This is a genomic window from Desulfatitalea alkaliphila, assembly GCF_022968795.1.
GTDB classification, from domain to species: Bacteria; Desulfobacterota; Desulfobacteria; order Desulfobacterales; family Desulfosarcinaceae; genus Desulfatitalea; species Desulfatitalea alkaliphila.
Map to the genome: position 1 here is coordinate 147,164 of NZ_JALJRB010000001.1, position 15,948 is coordinate 163,111.

Genomic DNA, 15,948 nt, shown 5'->3' on the forward strand with positions numbered 1-15,948 from the left:
GATGCTGGACAAACCATTTAAAGGTTGCCAGCTAACGGATGGAAATGCAGCCACAAACGATGAAAGCTCCCCGACCGCTTCTTGATTTGCTCACATCCCTCGGCGCATGGGTCCGCGGCTACAGCCTGTTCATTCCCCTTGGATTGTCGATTCTGCTGCTTTCCCGCTGGATGCCCGCCCGGCGGTTTTCCCCGCTGGTGCAGGGGGGATGCCGCTTGATGCTGCGGGCCGTGGGCATCCGTGTCGCTGTCAGCGGTCGGCATCACGCGCCCCGGGGCCGCGCCTGCCTGTTCATGTGCAACCATGTCAACATCTTCGATGTGTTCGTGTTGTACGGCCACATACCCGGCTATTTCCGGGGCGTGGAGTTGGACGCGCACTTCGACTGGTTCTTCTACGGCCCCATCATCCGGTCCTTGGGCATGATTCCCATCAGCCAGACCAACGGCCGCAGCGCCCTGAAGAGCCTTCAGGCCGCACGGCAAGCCTTGGCCGAGGGCACCTCGGTGCTGATTCTGCCCGAGGGGGGACGCACCCCGGACGGCCGTTTGCAACCGTTTTTCAAAGGGGCCTTCCTGCTGGCCAAACAAGCCGGCGTGCCGCTGGTGCCCATGGCCATGGCCGGCGCCTTCGCGATCAACCGCCGGGGCGGTTTCCGGATCCGCCCGGGTCGCATGGCGCTGCGGTTCGGCCGGCCCATGGACGCCGCGGTCATCGCCCGTTTGCAGCCCCACGTCCTGTCGCTCATGGTGCGCGACCGCATATCGGCGCTGATCAATGGGGATCCTGTTTGAAAAGCCGTTGCCAGAGGGCGCCGACGAAGCGCCGCGTTTGGGGAAAGCGATCATCGTCCACTTCGGCCGGCTGCCGGCCCAGATTGAAGCGGTGCACCATGGCGCGGTAGATCAGGTAGGCACGCCGCAGACCGAAGGCGGTTTCGGGATGCAAAACACCCGCTTCGCTCAGTGCCTGCAGCAAACGCACCTTGTCGGTCCAGCGGACGATCTGCGGATAGCGGTGGGCATGCTTGAGCACCAGATATTGCACGATGAACTCAATATCGACGATGCCCCCCGCCCCTTGCTTGAGGTCGAAGCGCGAGGGGCTCCGTCGCGCATGCTCCTGCCGAAGGCGGCGGCGCATGTCGGCCACCTCCTGCCGAAGCCGTTGCGGGTCGCGGCGGCGGGTTAAAATTTCGTGGCGAATGGCGTGAAACCGTTCCTGAAGCGCCGGATCGCCGCTGATGGCCCGGGCTCGAATCAGGGCCTGGTGCTCCCAAGTCCAGGCATCGCCGCGCTGGTAGTCGCCGAACCCGTCCACATGGCTGACCAGCATGCCCGAGGCGCCGCTGGGCCGCAGGCGCATGTCGGCATCGTAAAGCACCCCCGCGCCGGTGGGGGTGGTCAGCATGTGCAGCACCCGCTGCCCTAACCGGGCGAAAAACTGAGCGTTGTCCAAGCTGCGCGTGCCGCCCGCGGTGCTGCCTTGCTCGGCGGCATGCAGAAAAACCAGGTCCAGGTCGGATTGGTAACCCAGCTCCAACCCACCCAGTTTGCCGTAGGCGATGACCGCAAAACCACGTTCACATTTCCCGCCGGCCAGGCTGCATGCCGGACGGCCATATTTGGCCGCCAACTGTTGGAAGCAAAGATCGACCACCGCTTCGATCACCACCTCGGCGATATCGGACAAATGGTCGCTGACCTTCATCAGGGGCAGCACATGGGTGATATCCGAGGCGGCCACCCGCAGCACATTGACCTGCTTGAACACCCGCAGCACTTCCATCTGGTACTCCAGATCCTCCGGCGCGACAGCCGCCAGCCGCTGCGCCAACTCGGTTTCCATTTCGTGCCGCAGGGGGGGGCGGTAAAGATTGCGCGGATCGAGCAGTTCGTCCAAGAGCACCGGGTGCCCGCTGAGGAATTTGGCGATCCAGGGGCTGGCGCCCACCAACTGCACCAGATGGGTCAGGGTGGCCGGGTTCTCCAGCAGCAAGGCGAAGTAAGACGAACGCCGCTGAATGCCGCGGATCAGATCGAACACCCGACCGAGCACCAGATCCGGCTGCCGGGCCCCACCCACCGCCTGCAACACCATGGGCAGCAGCCGGTTGAGGCGCTCGCGCCCCGTTCGGTTCAATGTCAGCAAGGCGCGGTCTTCCTTGAGTCCGGCGATTTGGTGCATCACCGCAGAGGGGGACTGATACCCCAAATCGCTTAAAAGCCGCCGCGCCCGCTCTGTTGCGCCCGCGCCGTGCCAAATCTCTTCCAATTGTTTGAGGGTTTCTTTCTCCGGATCGCCGGCCACCTGCTGGTCCTTGTCCGACGCCAACAGCTCGTTGAAGTGGCTGTGGACCTGGCGCCGATGAATTTCCAACTGCGCGGCGAAGCTTTCCCAATCACCGAATCCCATGGCCGCCGCCAGACGCAATCGCGCCATGGGCTCCCGCGGCAAACTGTGGGTCTGTTGATCGGCCCAGGCCTGCAGGCGGTTCTCCGCCCGCCGCAGGAAGACGTAGGCCTGGTCCATGACCGAACCCACGAGGGCCGGAATGTAGTTTTTGCGAACCAGCACCGACAGTACCTGTCGGATGGGGCGCACTTGCAAATCCGCATCCACGCCGCCCCGGATCAACTGAAACATCTGGCCGAAGAACTCGATCTCCCGGATGCCGCCGGGCCCCAGTTTGACATGCGCTGCCAAGCCCTTGCGGCGCACCTCCCCGGCGATGCGCGTCTTCATGTCGCGCAAACTGTCGAAGGCCCCGAAATCCAGATAGCGGCGGAAAATGAACGGCCGCAGGCGCGCCAAGAGCTGCTTGCCGTCCGTTTGCGACCCGGCCACCACCCGCGCCTTGATCAGTGCATAGCGTTCCCACTCGCGCCCCTGCTCCTGGTAGTAGTCCTCCATCCGGTCGAAGCTCATCACCAGGGGGCCGGCATCCCCATAGGGCCGCAGCCGGACATCCACCCGGAACACGAACCCATCGGCCGTGGGCTTGCCGATCACCTGGATCAGATCCCGGCACACCCGGGTGAAAAACGCCTCGTTGTCAATGGCGCCCTTGTCGCCCCCCGCCGTCCGGCCATCCCGGGCATAGGCGAACAGCAGGTCCACATCCGATGAGAAATTCAGCTCCCCGGCCCCCAGCTTGCCCAAGCCGATCACCACCATCTGCTGCGCATCCCCGTGCCGGTCCAGCGGAACACCCCAGAGCGCGGCCTGCTGCCGATAAAGCACCGCCAGCGCCGTCGCGATGGTCACATCGGCAAGGGACGACAGATCGGTCAGGGTCTCCTCCAGGTCGGCCCAACCGCACAAATCGCGCAAGGCAATGCGCACCATCTCCCGCTGCCGGAAAGCCCGCAACACCTCCATCAGGCCATCTTTGGGCACAGACGCCGCCGAATCGTCCGCCCACACCGGTACGGGCCTATCGAACCGCGCCTCCCACAGTCGCGCCAACCGTTGTTCAAAACCGTCCGGCCCGCAGGCTGCGAACAGGTCCCCCCTTTCGAGCAGATCCGCCAGCCGCCCGGGCCACCGCACCGCCTGCTGCTGCGCGAAATCACTCAAGGCCAAACCAGCGGCCAGCGCATCCCTCTGCGTCCCCGGATCGGGCAGTTGCAGACCTGCCTGCGCAAAGGCCTCGCCGACGGCCTGCCAACGCCACCGGGCTTCTTCTTGCAACGGGACCGGAAGTGACTGCATGGACGCTCCTTTAAAAAAGTGGGTCGAAGGTCGGGCAACAACCTGTTGGAAGATTAGATACCAGAAAAACGGGGATGGAGCCAATAAATGGGCGTCGCCGGCGACACCGTAGCCATGTTCGGCTATTAATCAGGTCGAGTCACCGAGCACCGTTTCCCTGCGCTTGCGGTCAAAAACAATCGACAAGCCCATTGCGCGGTGATATGGGGCAAAAGCGTGGGACGCTTGGAAAATGGTTTGCCGGCAAGCACATCGGCAGGGTGGACTGCACAACCATCGCCATTTTACAAAAATGTTATTTTGGCGTCAAACATTTTACATTTTTGTATTCTTTCGACCCCGTCATCCCTCCCCTCCGCAGCCGACCGCCCCGGCAGATGCGCCGACCCGGGCTTTAAGTCGAGGTATGGCATGATTTTTGTTTCTATTTTGAATTCCGACCGGCTTCGCGCGACAATGGGCAGGCGTTTGCCAGCGAGCCGGCGGTCCGAATACAAGGAGAAAATCGACCATGTGCCGTTTGTTTGCCATTACCAGTGAAACCCCCCTCTCGCCCATGGTGGCCATGGAGGCCATGGACGTGATGCGCGAGGGTCACGATGGATCGGGCGTGGGGCTTTTCCTGCGCGATCTGTCGGGTCCCTTCGAGGAGATGAAAGATGCGCCGATTCTGTCGGGCATCTTCAGCGAGGCCGGCATCAAACGCCTGGATCGCCACATGATGGATCTGGGCTTCATGACCAAATACCGGATCTCCATCAAGGTGCCCAAGGTGCCGCCCGAGGGAACCCCGCGCCGGGACCTCTATCTGATTCGGGCCTATGAATATCCCGAGGAGTGGGACATTCTGAGTCAGGCCGACAAGGAGGACCGGCTGGTGCAGATTCGGCTGGAGCTGCGGCGCATGGGCGAGGCCGAGGAGGACATGATCGTTTTCTCTTTCTGGCCCGATGTGATCATGATCAAGGAGATCGGCGATCCGATGACCATCGCCCGTTACCTGGGCTTCGACCGCAAGGAACTGCACGCACGGATCATCATGGCCCAGGGCCGGCAGAACACCAATTACGCCATCAATCTGTACGCTTGCCACCCGTTTTTCCTGCAAGGATTCGCCTCCATGACCAACGGCGAGAACACCGCCTTCGTACCCATCCGCGAATACCTGAGTTCCCGCGGAGTACAGGGCTACGGCGGCTACCAGTCCGATTCGGAGGTGTTCACCCACATTCTGCACTACACGGTGCGCCGGTTGGGCCTCACCGTGGAAACTTACAAACATGTCATCACCCCGTTGCAGGACCGCACCATCGAGGGTCATCCCGACGGCGCGTTTCTTAAACAACTCAAACACAGCTGCCGTCGCCTGACCATCGACGGCCCCAATTGCGTCATCGGCTGCCTGCCGGACCACACCTTATTCATGGTGCAGGACCGCAAAAAACTGCGGCCCGGCGTGGTGGGCGGCAAACCCGGCCGCTGGGCCTTTTCCTCGGAAATTTGCGGTCTGGACGCCGCCATTCCGGACCGGGACAAAAGCCGGGATTTTCAACCCATGCATCTGGACACGACCATCGTCGCGCCCGATCGCCAGGAGATCGATATATGCTCCCAGACCGCCCCATTACACCAACCACGCTGAGCGTCAAAGACCTGCCCTGGCAGATCCATTGGGACAAGGACAAATGCACGTTGTGCGGCCGCTGCACGGCGGTGTGTCCGGTGCACGCCATCGAGCCGGCGGTGTTTCGCAAGCGCATGTTCAACGCCTCCCTGACACCGGGCCAGGCCCCGACCAATGTCCATCAGGTCTACCACGGCATACGCCAGCGCACCGACCCGGCCTATGCCTGCGTGGGCTGCGCCAGCTGCACCCTGGTTTGCCCCAACGACGCCATCATGCCCATGCGCAGCGACGAATCCGACAAATTGCGCTACCACATCAATCGCGGCGGCCAGCCCCGCAGCCGGGGTGGGCGGCGCAACGCGCCCGGCGGGATTCTGGACCAGATCAAGTTCATCCGCATCTCCATGCTCACCGACCCGGCCCTGGATGCCGGCCGCCACGAGTTCGAGCTACGCACCCTGCTGGGCCGGGTGCTGCCCCCCGAGGAGAACATGCGCCGCTTCAGGGAAAAGGGCTGGATCCCGCCGGTGCGCGAAATCTACCCGCTGATCATCGGCGGCATGTCCTTCGGCGCCCTCTCGCCCAACATGTGGGAAGGCCTTCAACTGGGCGTAACCTATTTGAACGAAGAGTTGGGATTGCCTGTGCGCATTTGCACCGGCGAGGGCGGCTGCCCGCCACGGCTGCTGCGCAGCCGCTTTCTGCAGTACGTGATTCTGCAAATCGCCAGCGGCTATTTCGGCTGGGACGAGATCATCCACGCCCTGCCCGAGATGGAGGTGGATCCCTGCGCGATCGAGATCAAATACGGCCAGGGGGCCAAGCCAGGCGACGGCGGGCTGCTCATGTGGTACAAAGTCAACAAACTGATCGCCGCCATCCGGGGCGTGCCCGAGGGGGTGAGCCTGCCCAGCCCGCCCACCCACCAGACCAAGTACTCCATCGAGGAGGCGGTGGCCAAGATGATTCAGTCCATGTCCATGGCCTGGGGCTTCCGCGTGCCGGTCTACCCTAAAATTTCCGGCACCTCCACCGCCCTGGCGGTGCTCAACAACCTGACCCGCAACCCCTACGCGGCCGGCTTGGCCATCGACGGCGAGGACGGCGGCACCGGGGCGGCCTACAACGTCTCCATGAACCACATGGGCCACCCCATCGCCAGCAACCTGCGGGACGCCTACCTGACCCTGGTGAAGGTGGGCAAGCAGAACGAAATCCCCCTGTTCGCCGGCGGCGGTGTGGGCAAGAACGGCAACCTGGCGGCCAACGCCGCGGCCCTGATCATGCTGGGCGCCAGCGGGGTGCAGATCGGCAAATACGTAATGCAGGCCGCCGCCGGCTGCCTGGGCTCGGAGAACGACCGTTGCAACATCTGCAACATCGGCCTGTGCCCCAAGGGTATCACCTCCCAGGACCCGCGGCTCTATCGGCGCCTGGACGTGGACATGGTGGCCCAGCGCGTGGTGGACCTGTTCCTGAGCTTCGACGTGGAACTCAAAAAAATAGTAGCCCCCCTCGGCCGCTCCACCGCCCTGCCGATTGGCATGTCGGATGCGTTGGGAATCGGGGATGCGGCGGCGGCGGAGCGTTTGAATATCAAGTATGTGGTATAAGAGATAGTTTTAAGTGTTAAGTTTTAAGTTAAGGTGTTCCACCATTATATATAAATAAATTTCAAATACTTAACATGAGAGAAAATGTGGCTGCGGTGCGAAGATAGACTTTAGACACAGGTTGAAACAATCAAGAGCGCGGGGCATGCCATCAACGCACCAAACATACAATCGGTAGCATTCCTCAACCTAAAACTTTCTTCTTATACTATCTCCGAAAGTGGTTCGATCAATGTTGATTTCGCAGCAAAACCAACAACGCACCAAACATATAATCGACAGAATTCCTCAACTTAAAACTTAACACTTAAAACTTAAAACTTTCTCATTATGAATAATAACAAATACATAATCTCAGGCAAAGACAAAGGCATCCGCATCGAATCCCGCGTCCTCGAAGAACAGATCCAGGCGGCGGTGGCGGCGGGTCATACGCGGTTGGTCGTGGAGGCCTACGGTCAGCATGGGATCGGTGGGCGGCTCTGGAGCGTGGGCGACCAGCCGGTGCACATGCAGATCACGGGGCCGGCGGGTCAGCGCATCGGGGCCATGGGATTTTCCAACACCCACATCGAGGTGCTGGGGCCCTGTTCGGACGACGTGGGCTGGCTCAATGCCGGGGCCGTCATCGTGGTGCACGGCCATGCCGGCAACGGCGCGGCCAACGCCATGGCCCAGGGCAAGGTGTACGTGGCCGGCAACATCGGCGCCCGGGGCATGACCATGACCAAGCAGAACCCGCGATTCGCCCCGCCGGAGCTGTGGGTGCTCGGGTCGGCCGGGGACTATTTCGGCGAGTTCATGGCCGGCGGCATCGCGGTAATCTGCGGACACAAGCCCCAAAACCGGGCCAATGTGCTGGGTTACCGGCCTCTGGTGGGCATGGTGGGCGGCAAGGTGTTCTTCCGGGGACCGCACCGCGGTTTCAGCCAGACCGACGCCATCCTGGTGCCCATCGACGATGCCCAGTGGGAGTGGCTGCTCGACGGTATCAAGCAATATGTGCGGGCCATCGGCCAGGAGACCCATCTGCTGCCCTTGCTCACCCAGCGGGAGGAGTGGCAGTGCCTGCGGGCGCGCACGCCCCAGGAGCGGATTTCGCGACCCAAGCGTGCCATGGCCGATTTCCGGCACGAGGTGTGGGAACAGGTATTGGGTAAAGGCGGACTGGTTGGCGATCTGACCGATCTGGACCGCGGCGTGATTCCCCTGATCACGCGGGGCGATCTGCGCCGCTACGTGCCGGTGTGGGAGAACGAACAGTACGCGGCCCCCTGCGAGGCCGGCTGCCCCACGGGCATTCCGGTCCAGGCCCGCTGGCGCATGGTGCGCGAGGGCCGGGTGGACGAGGCAGTGGACATGGCCCTGGCCTACACCCCCTTTCCGGCCACGGTGTGCGGCTATTTGTGCCCCAACCTGTGCATGCAGTCGTGCACCAAACAGTCCGCCTTCATGGCCCCGGTGGATGTAACCCAACTGGGCAAGGCCAGCGTGGCGGCCAAACGACCCGAACTGCCGCCCTTGTCGGGCCGGAAAATCGCCGTGATCGGCGGCGGCCCGGCGGGCATCTCCACGGCGTGGCAGCTGCGATTGCAAGGCCACGAGGCCATCGTGCACGACACTGCGCCGAAACTGGGCGGTAAGATCGCCGCGGCCATTCCCGCAAGCCGTATTCCCGCGGAGGTGTTCGACGCTGAGATCGAGCGGGTGCGCGGCGTGATCCCCCACGTGCACCTGCAGCAGCGGCTGACCCGCGCCGACGTGGACCAACTCATTGCCGACCACGATTTCGTGGTGGTGGCCGCCGGCGCCCAGAAGCCGCGCACACTGCCCATACCGGGCAAGGAACTGCTGGTGACGGCCCTGGATTTCCTGGCCGCCGCCAAGGCGGGCACGGCCACGGTGGGCGAACGGGTGGTGATCATCGGCGCCGGCAATGTGGGCTGCGACGTGGCCGCCGAGGCGGCCCGCCTGGGGGCCCGGCAGATCACCCTGCTGGACTTACAAAAGCCGGCCAGTTTCGGCAAGGAGCGCGAGGAGGCCGAAAAAGCGGGCGCGCGCTTTCGCTGGCCGGTCCTCACCAAAGCAATCACGGCACAAGGGGTGGAATTGGACGACGGTGAAACCATTCCGGCCGATTCGGTGTTCGTCTCCATCGGCGATGTGCCGGACCTGGACTTTCTGCCGACGGACGTGGCTCTGGAGCGTGGCTATATCAAGGTGGATCAGCGGTTCCAGACCTCCAACCCCAAAGTGTTCGCCATCGGCGACGCGGTGCGCCCGGGCTTGCTCACCGATGCCATCGGCGCGGGCCGCACGGCGGCCCGCACCATCGATGCCATTTTGGGGGGCAAGCGCCCCCCGGCGGACAAGCGCGCCCTGATTGACATCGACCGGGTACATCTGGAATATTTCGACCCCCGCATGGTGCACTACGAGGACATGCAGCAGTGCGGCACCGAGTGCGCCTCCTGCGGCCAGTGCCGCGACTGCGGCATCTGCGTGGCGGCCTGCCCCGAGTCGGCCATCCAGCGAACCGAAAGTGCCGAAGGGCGGTTCGAGTATGTGGTCGATCCCCAACGCTGCATCGGCTGCGGGTTTTGCGCAGGGGTGTGTCCTTGCGGAATTTGGAATTTGGTTGAGAATGGGCCTTTGGATCGAGAAGGCGCTGATCGAAATTGGGGTGGCTGATCGGGGATGCGGTGTAAAAGATAGTTTTAAGTTTTAAGTGTTAAGTTTTAAGTTAATGAATTCTTTCGTTTATATGTCGGGGGCGCTGTTGGGATTTTAGCGAAATCGCCATTGATCGAATTACCTTCGAAGATAGTTTACTGAGAAAGTGTTAAGTTGTTGAACAATAACAAATAAAATGATGGAACACCTTAACTTAACACTTAAAACTTAAAACTATTATTTAATTATTTCAGATACTTGAAGTGCAGCCACAATCTTTGGAATCGCTATGACAAAAGCTTTACTAGTACTTGAGGATGGTCGCACGTTTGCCTGCCGTTCATTTACCGGACCGGGAGAGGTGGGCGGCGAGGTGGTGTTCAACACCAGCATGAGCGGCTACCAGGAGGTGCTCACCGATCCGTCCTACAGCGGGCAGATGGTGACCATGACCTACCCGCTGATCGGCAATTATGGCGTCAACCCGGAGGATGTGGAGTCGGACCGGGTGCGGGTGGCGGCCTTCATCATCCGTGAATACCAGCCGAACTACAGCAATTATCGGGCCACGGAGAGCCTGGCGGACTATCTGGCGCGCGGCAACGTGATGGGGGTGGAGGGACTGGACACCCGGGCCCTTACCCGTCACATCCGCAACGGCGGCGCCCTGCGGGGGGTGATCTCCACCGCGACGGTCGATCCGGATGCGCTGGTGGCGAAAGCACGCCGGGTGCCGTCCATGGCCGGGCTGGACCTGGCCCGCACGGTGACCGGCGACACGCCCTACCACTGGGTCGATGAGCGCCCGCTGCCCATCGACGCGGCGCGCACAGCGCTGGACCAATCCATATGGCGCGGAACGGCAGTCCAAAAACGGGTGGTGGCCATCGATTTCGGCATCAAATACAACATCTTGCGCTGTTTGGCACAACGACGCATGCAGATCGTGGTGGTGCCGGCCTTCACCGATGCCGATACCATCCGTGCCATGGACCCGGACGGCATCTTTCTGTCCAACGGTCCGGGCGACCCGGAGCCGGTGGATTACGGCATCCGCACGGCGCGCGAACTGCTGGGCTTCCGGCCCATGTTCGGCATCTGCCTGGGACACCAGATTCTGGGCCTGGCCCTGGGGGCCAAGTCGTTCAAGCTCAAGTTCGGCCACCGGGGGGCCAACCATCCGGTCAAGGACCTGCGTACGGGCCGGGTGGAGATCACCTCCCAGAACCACGGCTTCGCGGTGGATACCGACACCCTGGACCCGTCGGCGGTGGAGATCACCCACATCAATCTGAACGACAACACGCTGGAGGGGTTCCGTCACCGGCAGATGCCCCTGATGGCCATCCAGTACCACCCCGAAGCGGCGCCGGGCCCCCACGATGCGCGTTACCTGTTCGATGAATTTGGTGAAATGATAGAAACGTTTTAAGTTTTGAGTGTTAAGTTTTAAGTTAAGGTGTTCCATCATTATATATTTTTCATTTCAGAGACTTAACACTTGAGAAACGTGGCTCCGGTGCGATTGCAGCAACTGTACAGTTTGAAACAAACGGCAGCGCTAAGCGTGCACCAAATTTACAATCCACAGAATGCCTCAACTTAAAACTTAACACTTAACACTTAAAACTTTTTTGAAAAGCGACATGCCCAAACGCACCGACATTCAGAAGATCATGATCATCGGCGCCGGCCCCATTATCATCGGCCAGGCGTGCGAATTCGACTATTCGGGTACCCAGGCGTGCAAGGCCCTCAAGGAGGAGGGGTACACGGTGGTGCTTGTCAACTCCAACCCGGCCACCATCATGACCGATCCGGAAACGGCGGACCGCACCTATATCGAGCCGGTGACCCCCGACACGGTGGCCAAGATCATCGCCGTGGAGCGGCCCGACGCCCTGCTGCCCACCCTGGGCGGTCAGACCGGCCTCAACACGGCGGTCAAGGTGGCGGAGATGGGGGTGCTGGAACAGTACGGCGTGGAGCTGATCGGCGCCTCCCTGGATGCCATCGAGAAGGCCGAAAGCCGCCAGCGGTTCCGGACCGCCATGGAGCACATCGGGTTGAAGAGCGCCGCCAGTGATTTTGCGTCCACCATGGAACAGGCCCGGGAGATCGCGACGCGCATCGGCTATCCGCTGATCATCCGACCCAGTTTCACCCTGGGCGGCACCGGCGGTGGAGTGGTCTACAACCCCGAGGAGCTGGAGATCGTCGCCAAGTCGGGTCTGGATGCCAGCTTCACGCACCAGATCATGGTGGAGCAGTCGGTGCTGGGCTGGAAAGAGTACGAGCTGGAGGTGATGCGGGACCACAAGGACAATGTGGTGATCATCTGCTCCATCGAAAACTTCGATCCCATGGGGGTGCACACCGGCGACAGCATCACCGTGGCCCCGGCCCAGACCTTGAGCGACCGCGAATACCAGCAGATGCGGGACGCCTCCCTGGCCATCATGCGGGAGATCGGAGTGGACACCGGCGGCTCCAATGTGCAGTTCGCCATCCATCCGGGCACCGGCGAGATGATCGTGGTGGAGATGAACCCGCGGGTGTCGCGCTCCAGCGCCCTGGCTTCCAAGGCCACCGGCTTTCCCATCGCCAAGATCGCCGCCAAGTTGGCCGTGGGCTACACCCTGGACGAGATTCCCAACGACATCACCGGCGAGACCCTGGCTTCCTTCGAGCCCACCCTGGACTACTGCGTGGTCAAGATCCCCCGCTGGACCTTCGAAAAGTTTCCCGAAACCGAGGATGTGCTCACCACCAGCATGCGCTCGGTGGGCGAGACCATGGCCATCGGCCGTACCTTCAAGGAGGCGCTGCAGAAGGGTTTGCGTTCCCTGGAAATCGGCCGCCACGGCTTGGGCGCCGACGGCCGGGACCGGGTGGAGAGCGACGGCGAATTCCCTTCCGATGAGGAGATCCGCCGCAAACTGGCCATTCCCAATTCCCAGCGCATCTTCTACCTGCGCTACGCCCTGCTGGCCGGCCAATCGGTGGAAGAGATCCACCGGCAGACCGGCATCGACCCTTGGTTCCTGCACCAGCTGCGCCAAATCGTGGCCATGGAGGGCGAGCTGGCCGGCCGGACATTGGATGAACTGGATGACGAACGATTGTTGCAGGCCAAGGCGTGGGGTTTTTCCGACATGCAACTGGCCCACCTGTTGGGCGGCGACCCCCTGGCCATCGCCCGACAGCGCAAGGCGCGGGGCATCCGACCGGTCTACAAGCTGGTGGACACCTGCGCTGCCGAGTTCCGGGCCGTCACGCCCTATTACTACTCCACCTACGAAAGCGAGTGCGAGGCGCGCCTCACCGAGGGACGCAAGGTGATGATCCTGGGCGGCGGCCCCAACCGCATCGGCCAGGGCATCGAGTTCGACTACTGCTGCGTGCACGCCGCCTTCGCCCTGGCCGACGAGGGGGTGGAGAGCATCATGGTCAACTCCAACCCCGAAACGGTCTCCACCGACTACGACACCTCGGACAAGCTCTACTTCGAGCCCCTGACCCTGGAAGACGTGTTGCACATCGTGGAACAGGAAAAGCCCATGGGGCTGATCGTGCAGTTCGGCGGCCAGACACCGTTGAATCTGGCCACGCCCCTGGCCCGGGCCGGCGTGCCTATCCTGGGCACCCACCCGGACAGCATCGACCGGGCCGAGGACCGGGAGCAGTTCCAGGCCATGCTGCACAAGCTGGGTCTGGTACAGCCGGCCAACGGCATCGCCGTGAGCGTGGGCGAGGCGCGCCGGGTGGCCGAAACCATCGGCTATCCGGTGATCTTGCGGCCCTCCTTCGTACTGGGCGGCCGCGCCATGAAGATCGTCCACACCCCGGCGGAGCTGGAAACCTTCACCCGCCTGGCCATCCTGGCCTCGCCGGGCCACCCGGTGCTCATCGACCAGTTTCTGCAAAACGCCGTGGAGGTGGACGTGGATGCCATCCGCGACGGCCACACCACCCTCATCGGCGGCATCATGGAGCACATCGAAGAAGCCGGCGTCCACTCGGGAGACTCGGCCTGCGTGCTGCCGCCGCACACCATCGCACCGGCGCTCATCGACCAGATCACCCATGCCACCAAGGCCATGGCCGCGGAGCTCGACGTCATCGGCCTGATGAACGTCCAATACGCCATCCAGGACAACCGACTCTATGTGATCGAAGTCAATCCGCGCGCATCGCGCACCGTGCCTTTCGTCAGCAAGGCCACCGGCGTTCCCCTGGCCAAGCTGGCCACCCGGATCATGCTGGGCCGCACCCTGGCCGAGATGGGCTTTACCCGTGAGGTGGTGCCGCGCCACATCTCGGTCAAGGAGGCGGTGCTGCCCTTCGACCGCTTCCCCAACGTGGACACCCTGCTGGGGCCGGAAATGAAATCCACCGGCGAGGTGATGGGCATGGACATGGAATTCGGCGCCGCCTACGCCAAGGCCCAACTGGGGGCCGGCCAGCGGCTGCCGGTGGAAGGCACGATCTTTGTCAGCGTCATGGACAGCGACAAGCCGGCCATCGTACCGGTGGCCCGCGAATTGTCGCGGCTGGGATTCACCTTGCTGGTCACCGGCGGCACCCACGCTTTTCTCGCCGCGCAGGGCATCGCCGGGGAACGGATCAACAAGTTGAGCGAAGGGCGCCCCAATGTGGAGGATGCCATCAAGAACAGCCAAGTCCATTGGGTCATCAACACCGGCGCGGGCGACACCCCCAGCAAAGATGGTTATATTATCCGTCGGACCGCCCTGAAATACGGCATCCCATACATCACCACCGTCGCCGGTGCCGTTGCCGCCGCCAAGGCAGTGGCCGCGCTGAAAAACCGGGCGCTGGAAGTGCGTTGCGTGCAGGAGTATCATGCGGATCATTGACCCCAAACCATGTCTGATCACCAACCTTGAAGAGGACCATCCGCGGGAAGCGTGCGGGATCTTCGGGGTGTACGGCCACCCTGAGGCGGCCAAGTTGTGTTATTTCGGATTGTACGCCCTGCAGCACCGCGGCCAGGAGAGCGCGGGCATAAGTGTGGTGCAGGACGGGGTGCTCAACGAATACCGGGCCATGGGATTGGTTTCGGATGTGTTCCGCATGAACCAACTGGAACAGTTGCCGGGCAACAGTGCCATCGGGCATGTACGCTACTCCACCACCGGCAGCTCGGTGCTGGCCAACGCCCAGCCTTTCGTGGTGCGCCACAGCCAAAAAGCCTATGCCGTGGGCCACAACGGCAATATCGTAAATGCCCACCAACTCAAGGCGGAGCTGGAAGAGCAAGGATCCATTTTCCAGTCCACCATGGACAGCGAGGTGTTTCTACACCTGTTCGTGCGCAACTTGCGCCTAGGCTTCGAACAGGCCCTGCTTGAGGCCGCCGCCCGACTGCAGGGCGCCTTTTCCATGGTGGTGCTCACCAGCCGCGGTGAGGTGATCGGCATCCGCGACCCTTACGGTTTCCGGCCCCTGTGTCTGGGACGGCTCAACGGCCACTGGGTGCTGGCGTCCGAAACCTGCGCCCTGGACCTCGTGCAGGCCGAGTTTGTCCGGGAGATCGAACCGGGCGAAATCGTCATCATCGACGCCGACGGTCCTCGCAGCCTGCATCTGCCCAAGGCGGACCGCGAGGCGTTCTGCGTCTTCGAATACATCTACTTCGCCCGTCCCGACAGCACCTTCATGGGCCGCAACGTCTACCAGATCCGCAAGGCCCACGGCAGGCAGCTGGCCCTGGAAGCGCCGGTGCCGGCCGACCTGGTGATGCCCTTTCCCGACTCGGGCACCTACGCGGCCCTGGGCTACTCGGAAGTCTCGGGCATTCCCTTCGAGCTGGGCATGATCCGCAACCACTATGTGGGCCGCACCTTCATCCAACCCACCCAGAGCATGCGCGATTTCGGCGTGCGGGTGAAACTCAACCCCATCAAGGAGCTGCTGCGGGGCAAGGACATCGTGATCATCGAAGATTCCATCATCCGCGGCACCACCGCCCGCACCCGCGTAAGGGCCCTGCGGGAGCTGGGGGTCAAACGGGTCCACCTGCGGGTGGCCGGGCCGGCCCACCGCTTCCCTTGCCACTACGGCATCGATTTTTCCACCAAAGGAGAACTTATCGCCGCCACCATGTCCGTGGAGGAACTGCGCCAATACCTGGGTCTGGACTCGCTGCACTACCTGAGCCTGGAGGGGCTGCTGGCCGCCACGGGGGTCGACCGACCGGAACAACGCTTTTGCAAGGCATGCTTCGACGGCTTGTACCCCGTGGCCTTCGACCAGGACTTGCGCAAAGATTGTCTGGAAGAGTGCTGACCTTGCACC

At 62.4% G+C, this 15,948-nt stretch carries 8 protein-coding genes; 7 read left to right on the forward strand and 1 reads right to left on the reverse strand.

Features of this window, described 5'->3' with window-relative positions:
- Positions 1-59: 59 nt before the first annotated feature.
- Positions 60-794, forward strand: coding sequence for a lysophospholipid acyltransferase family protein (locus MRX98_RS00605; RefSeq protein ID WP_246902115.1), 735 nt, complete (start codon positions 60-62; stop codon positions 792-794).
- Here MRX98_RS00605 and glnE read toward each other — a convergent pair.
- Positions 775-3,714 carry a bifunctional [glutamate--ammonia ligase]-adenylyl-L-tyrosine phosphorylase/[glutamate--ammonia-ligase] adenylyltransferase gene (gene glnE, locus MRX98_RS00610; RefSeq protein WP_246902116.1) on the reverse strand — a complete coding sequence of 980 codons (2,940 nt, stop codon included), beginning with the start codon at positions 3,712-3,714 and terminating at the stop codon, positions 775-777. The two genes, MRX98_RS00605 and glnE, sit on opposite strands and share 20 nt — an antisense overlap.
- 511 nt (positions 3,715-4,225) lie before the next feature.
- Between glnE and MRX98_RS00615 the strand changes: the two genes are divergently transcribed.
- From MRX98_RS00615 to purF, 6 genes are all read left to right on the forward strand, one after another.
- Positions 4,226-5,356, forward strand: coding sequence for a class II glutamine amidotransferase domain-containing protein (locus MRX98_RS00615; protein WP_246902117.1), 1,131 nt, complete (start codon positions 4,226-4,228; stop codon positions 5,354-5,356).
- On the forward strand, positions 5,320-6,954 hold the full coding sequence (locus MRX98_RS00620) for a glutamate synthase-related protein (RefSeq protein ID WP_246902118.1): 1,635 nt from the start codon (positions 5,320-5,322) through the stop codon (positions 6,952-6,954). The genes MRX98_RS00615 and MRX98_RS00620 overlap by 37 nt, the downstream gene beginning before the upstream one ends.
- Before the next feature lie 330 nt (positions 6,955-7,284).
- Entirely contained in the window at positions 7,285-9,645 is a 2,361-nt protein-coding gene (locus MRX98_RS00625; RefSeq protein WP_246902120.1) for an FAD-dependent oxidoreductase, read from the forward strand.
- A 271-nt stretch (positions 9,646-9,916) separates the two neighbouring features.
- Positions 9,917-11,059, forward strand: coding sequence for a glutamine-hydrolyzing carbamoyl-phosphate synthase small subunit (gene carA, locus MRX98_RS00630; protein WP_246902122.1), 1,143 nt, complete (start codon positions 9,917-9,919; stop codon positions 11,057-11,059).
- Positions 11,060-11,273: 214 nt separating this feature from the next.
- Complete coding sequence (gene carB / locus MRX98_RS00635; RefSeq protein ID WP_246902124.1) at positions 11,274-14,507, forward strand: carbamoyl-phosphate synthase large subunit; 3,234 nt, start codon at positions 11,274-11,276, stop codon at positions 14,505-14,507.
- The gene (gene purF / locus MRX98_RS00640) at positions 14,494-15,939 is read left to right on the forward strand and encodes an amidophosphoribosyltransferase (protein ID WP_246902126.1); all 1,446 of its coding nucleotides are present in this window, start codon (positions 14,494-14,496) and stop codon (positions 15,937-15,939) included. Before carB ends, purF begins: the two co-directional genes overlap by 14 nt.
- Positions 15,940-15,948 lie beyond the last annotated feature (9 nt).

Bases quoted from the DNA above. Each gene is read 5' to 3' on its own strand.
- MRX98_RS00615 (WP_246902117.1), top strand. From the start codon at position 4,226: ATGTGCCGTTTGTTTGCCATTACCAGTGAAACCCCCCTCTCGCCCATG.
- MRX98_RS00620 (WP_246902118.1), top strand. From the start codon at position 5,320: ATGCTCCCAGACCGCCCCATTACACCAACCACGCTGAGCGTCAAAGAC.
- carA (WP_246902122.1), top strand. From the start codon at position 9,917: ATGACAAAAGCTTTACTAGTACTTGAGGATGGTCGCACGTTTGCCTGC.
- glnE (WP_246902116.1), bottom strand. From the start codon at position 3,714: ATGCAGTCACTTCCGGTCCCGTTGCAAGAAGAAGCCCGGTGGCGTTGG.
- MRX98_RS00605 (WP_246902115.1), top strand. From the start codon at position 60: ATGAAAGCTCCCCGACCGCTTCTTGATTTGCTCACATCCCTCGGCGCA.
- purF (WP_246902126.1), top strand. From the start codon at position 14,494: ATGCGGATCATTGACCCCAAACCATGTCTGATCACCAACCTTGAAGAG.
- carB (WP_246902124.1), top strand. From the start codon at position 11,274: ATGCCCAAACGCACCGACATTCAGAAGATCATGATCATCGGCGCCGGC.
- MRX98_RS00625 (WP_246902120.1), top strand. From the start codon at position 7,285: ATGAATAATAACAAATACATAATCTCAGGCAAAGACAAAGGCATCCGC.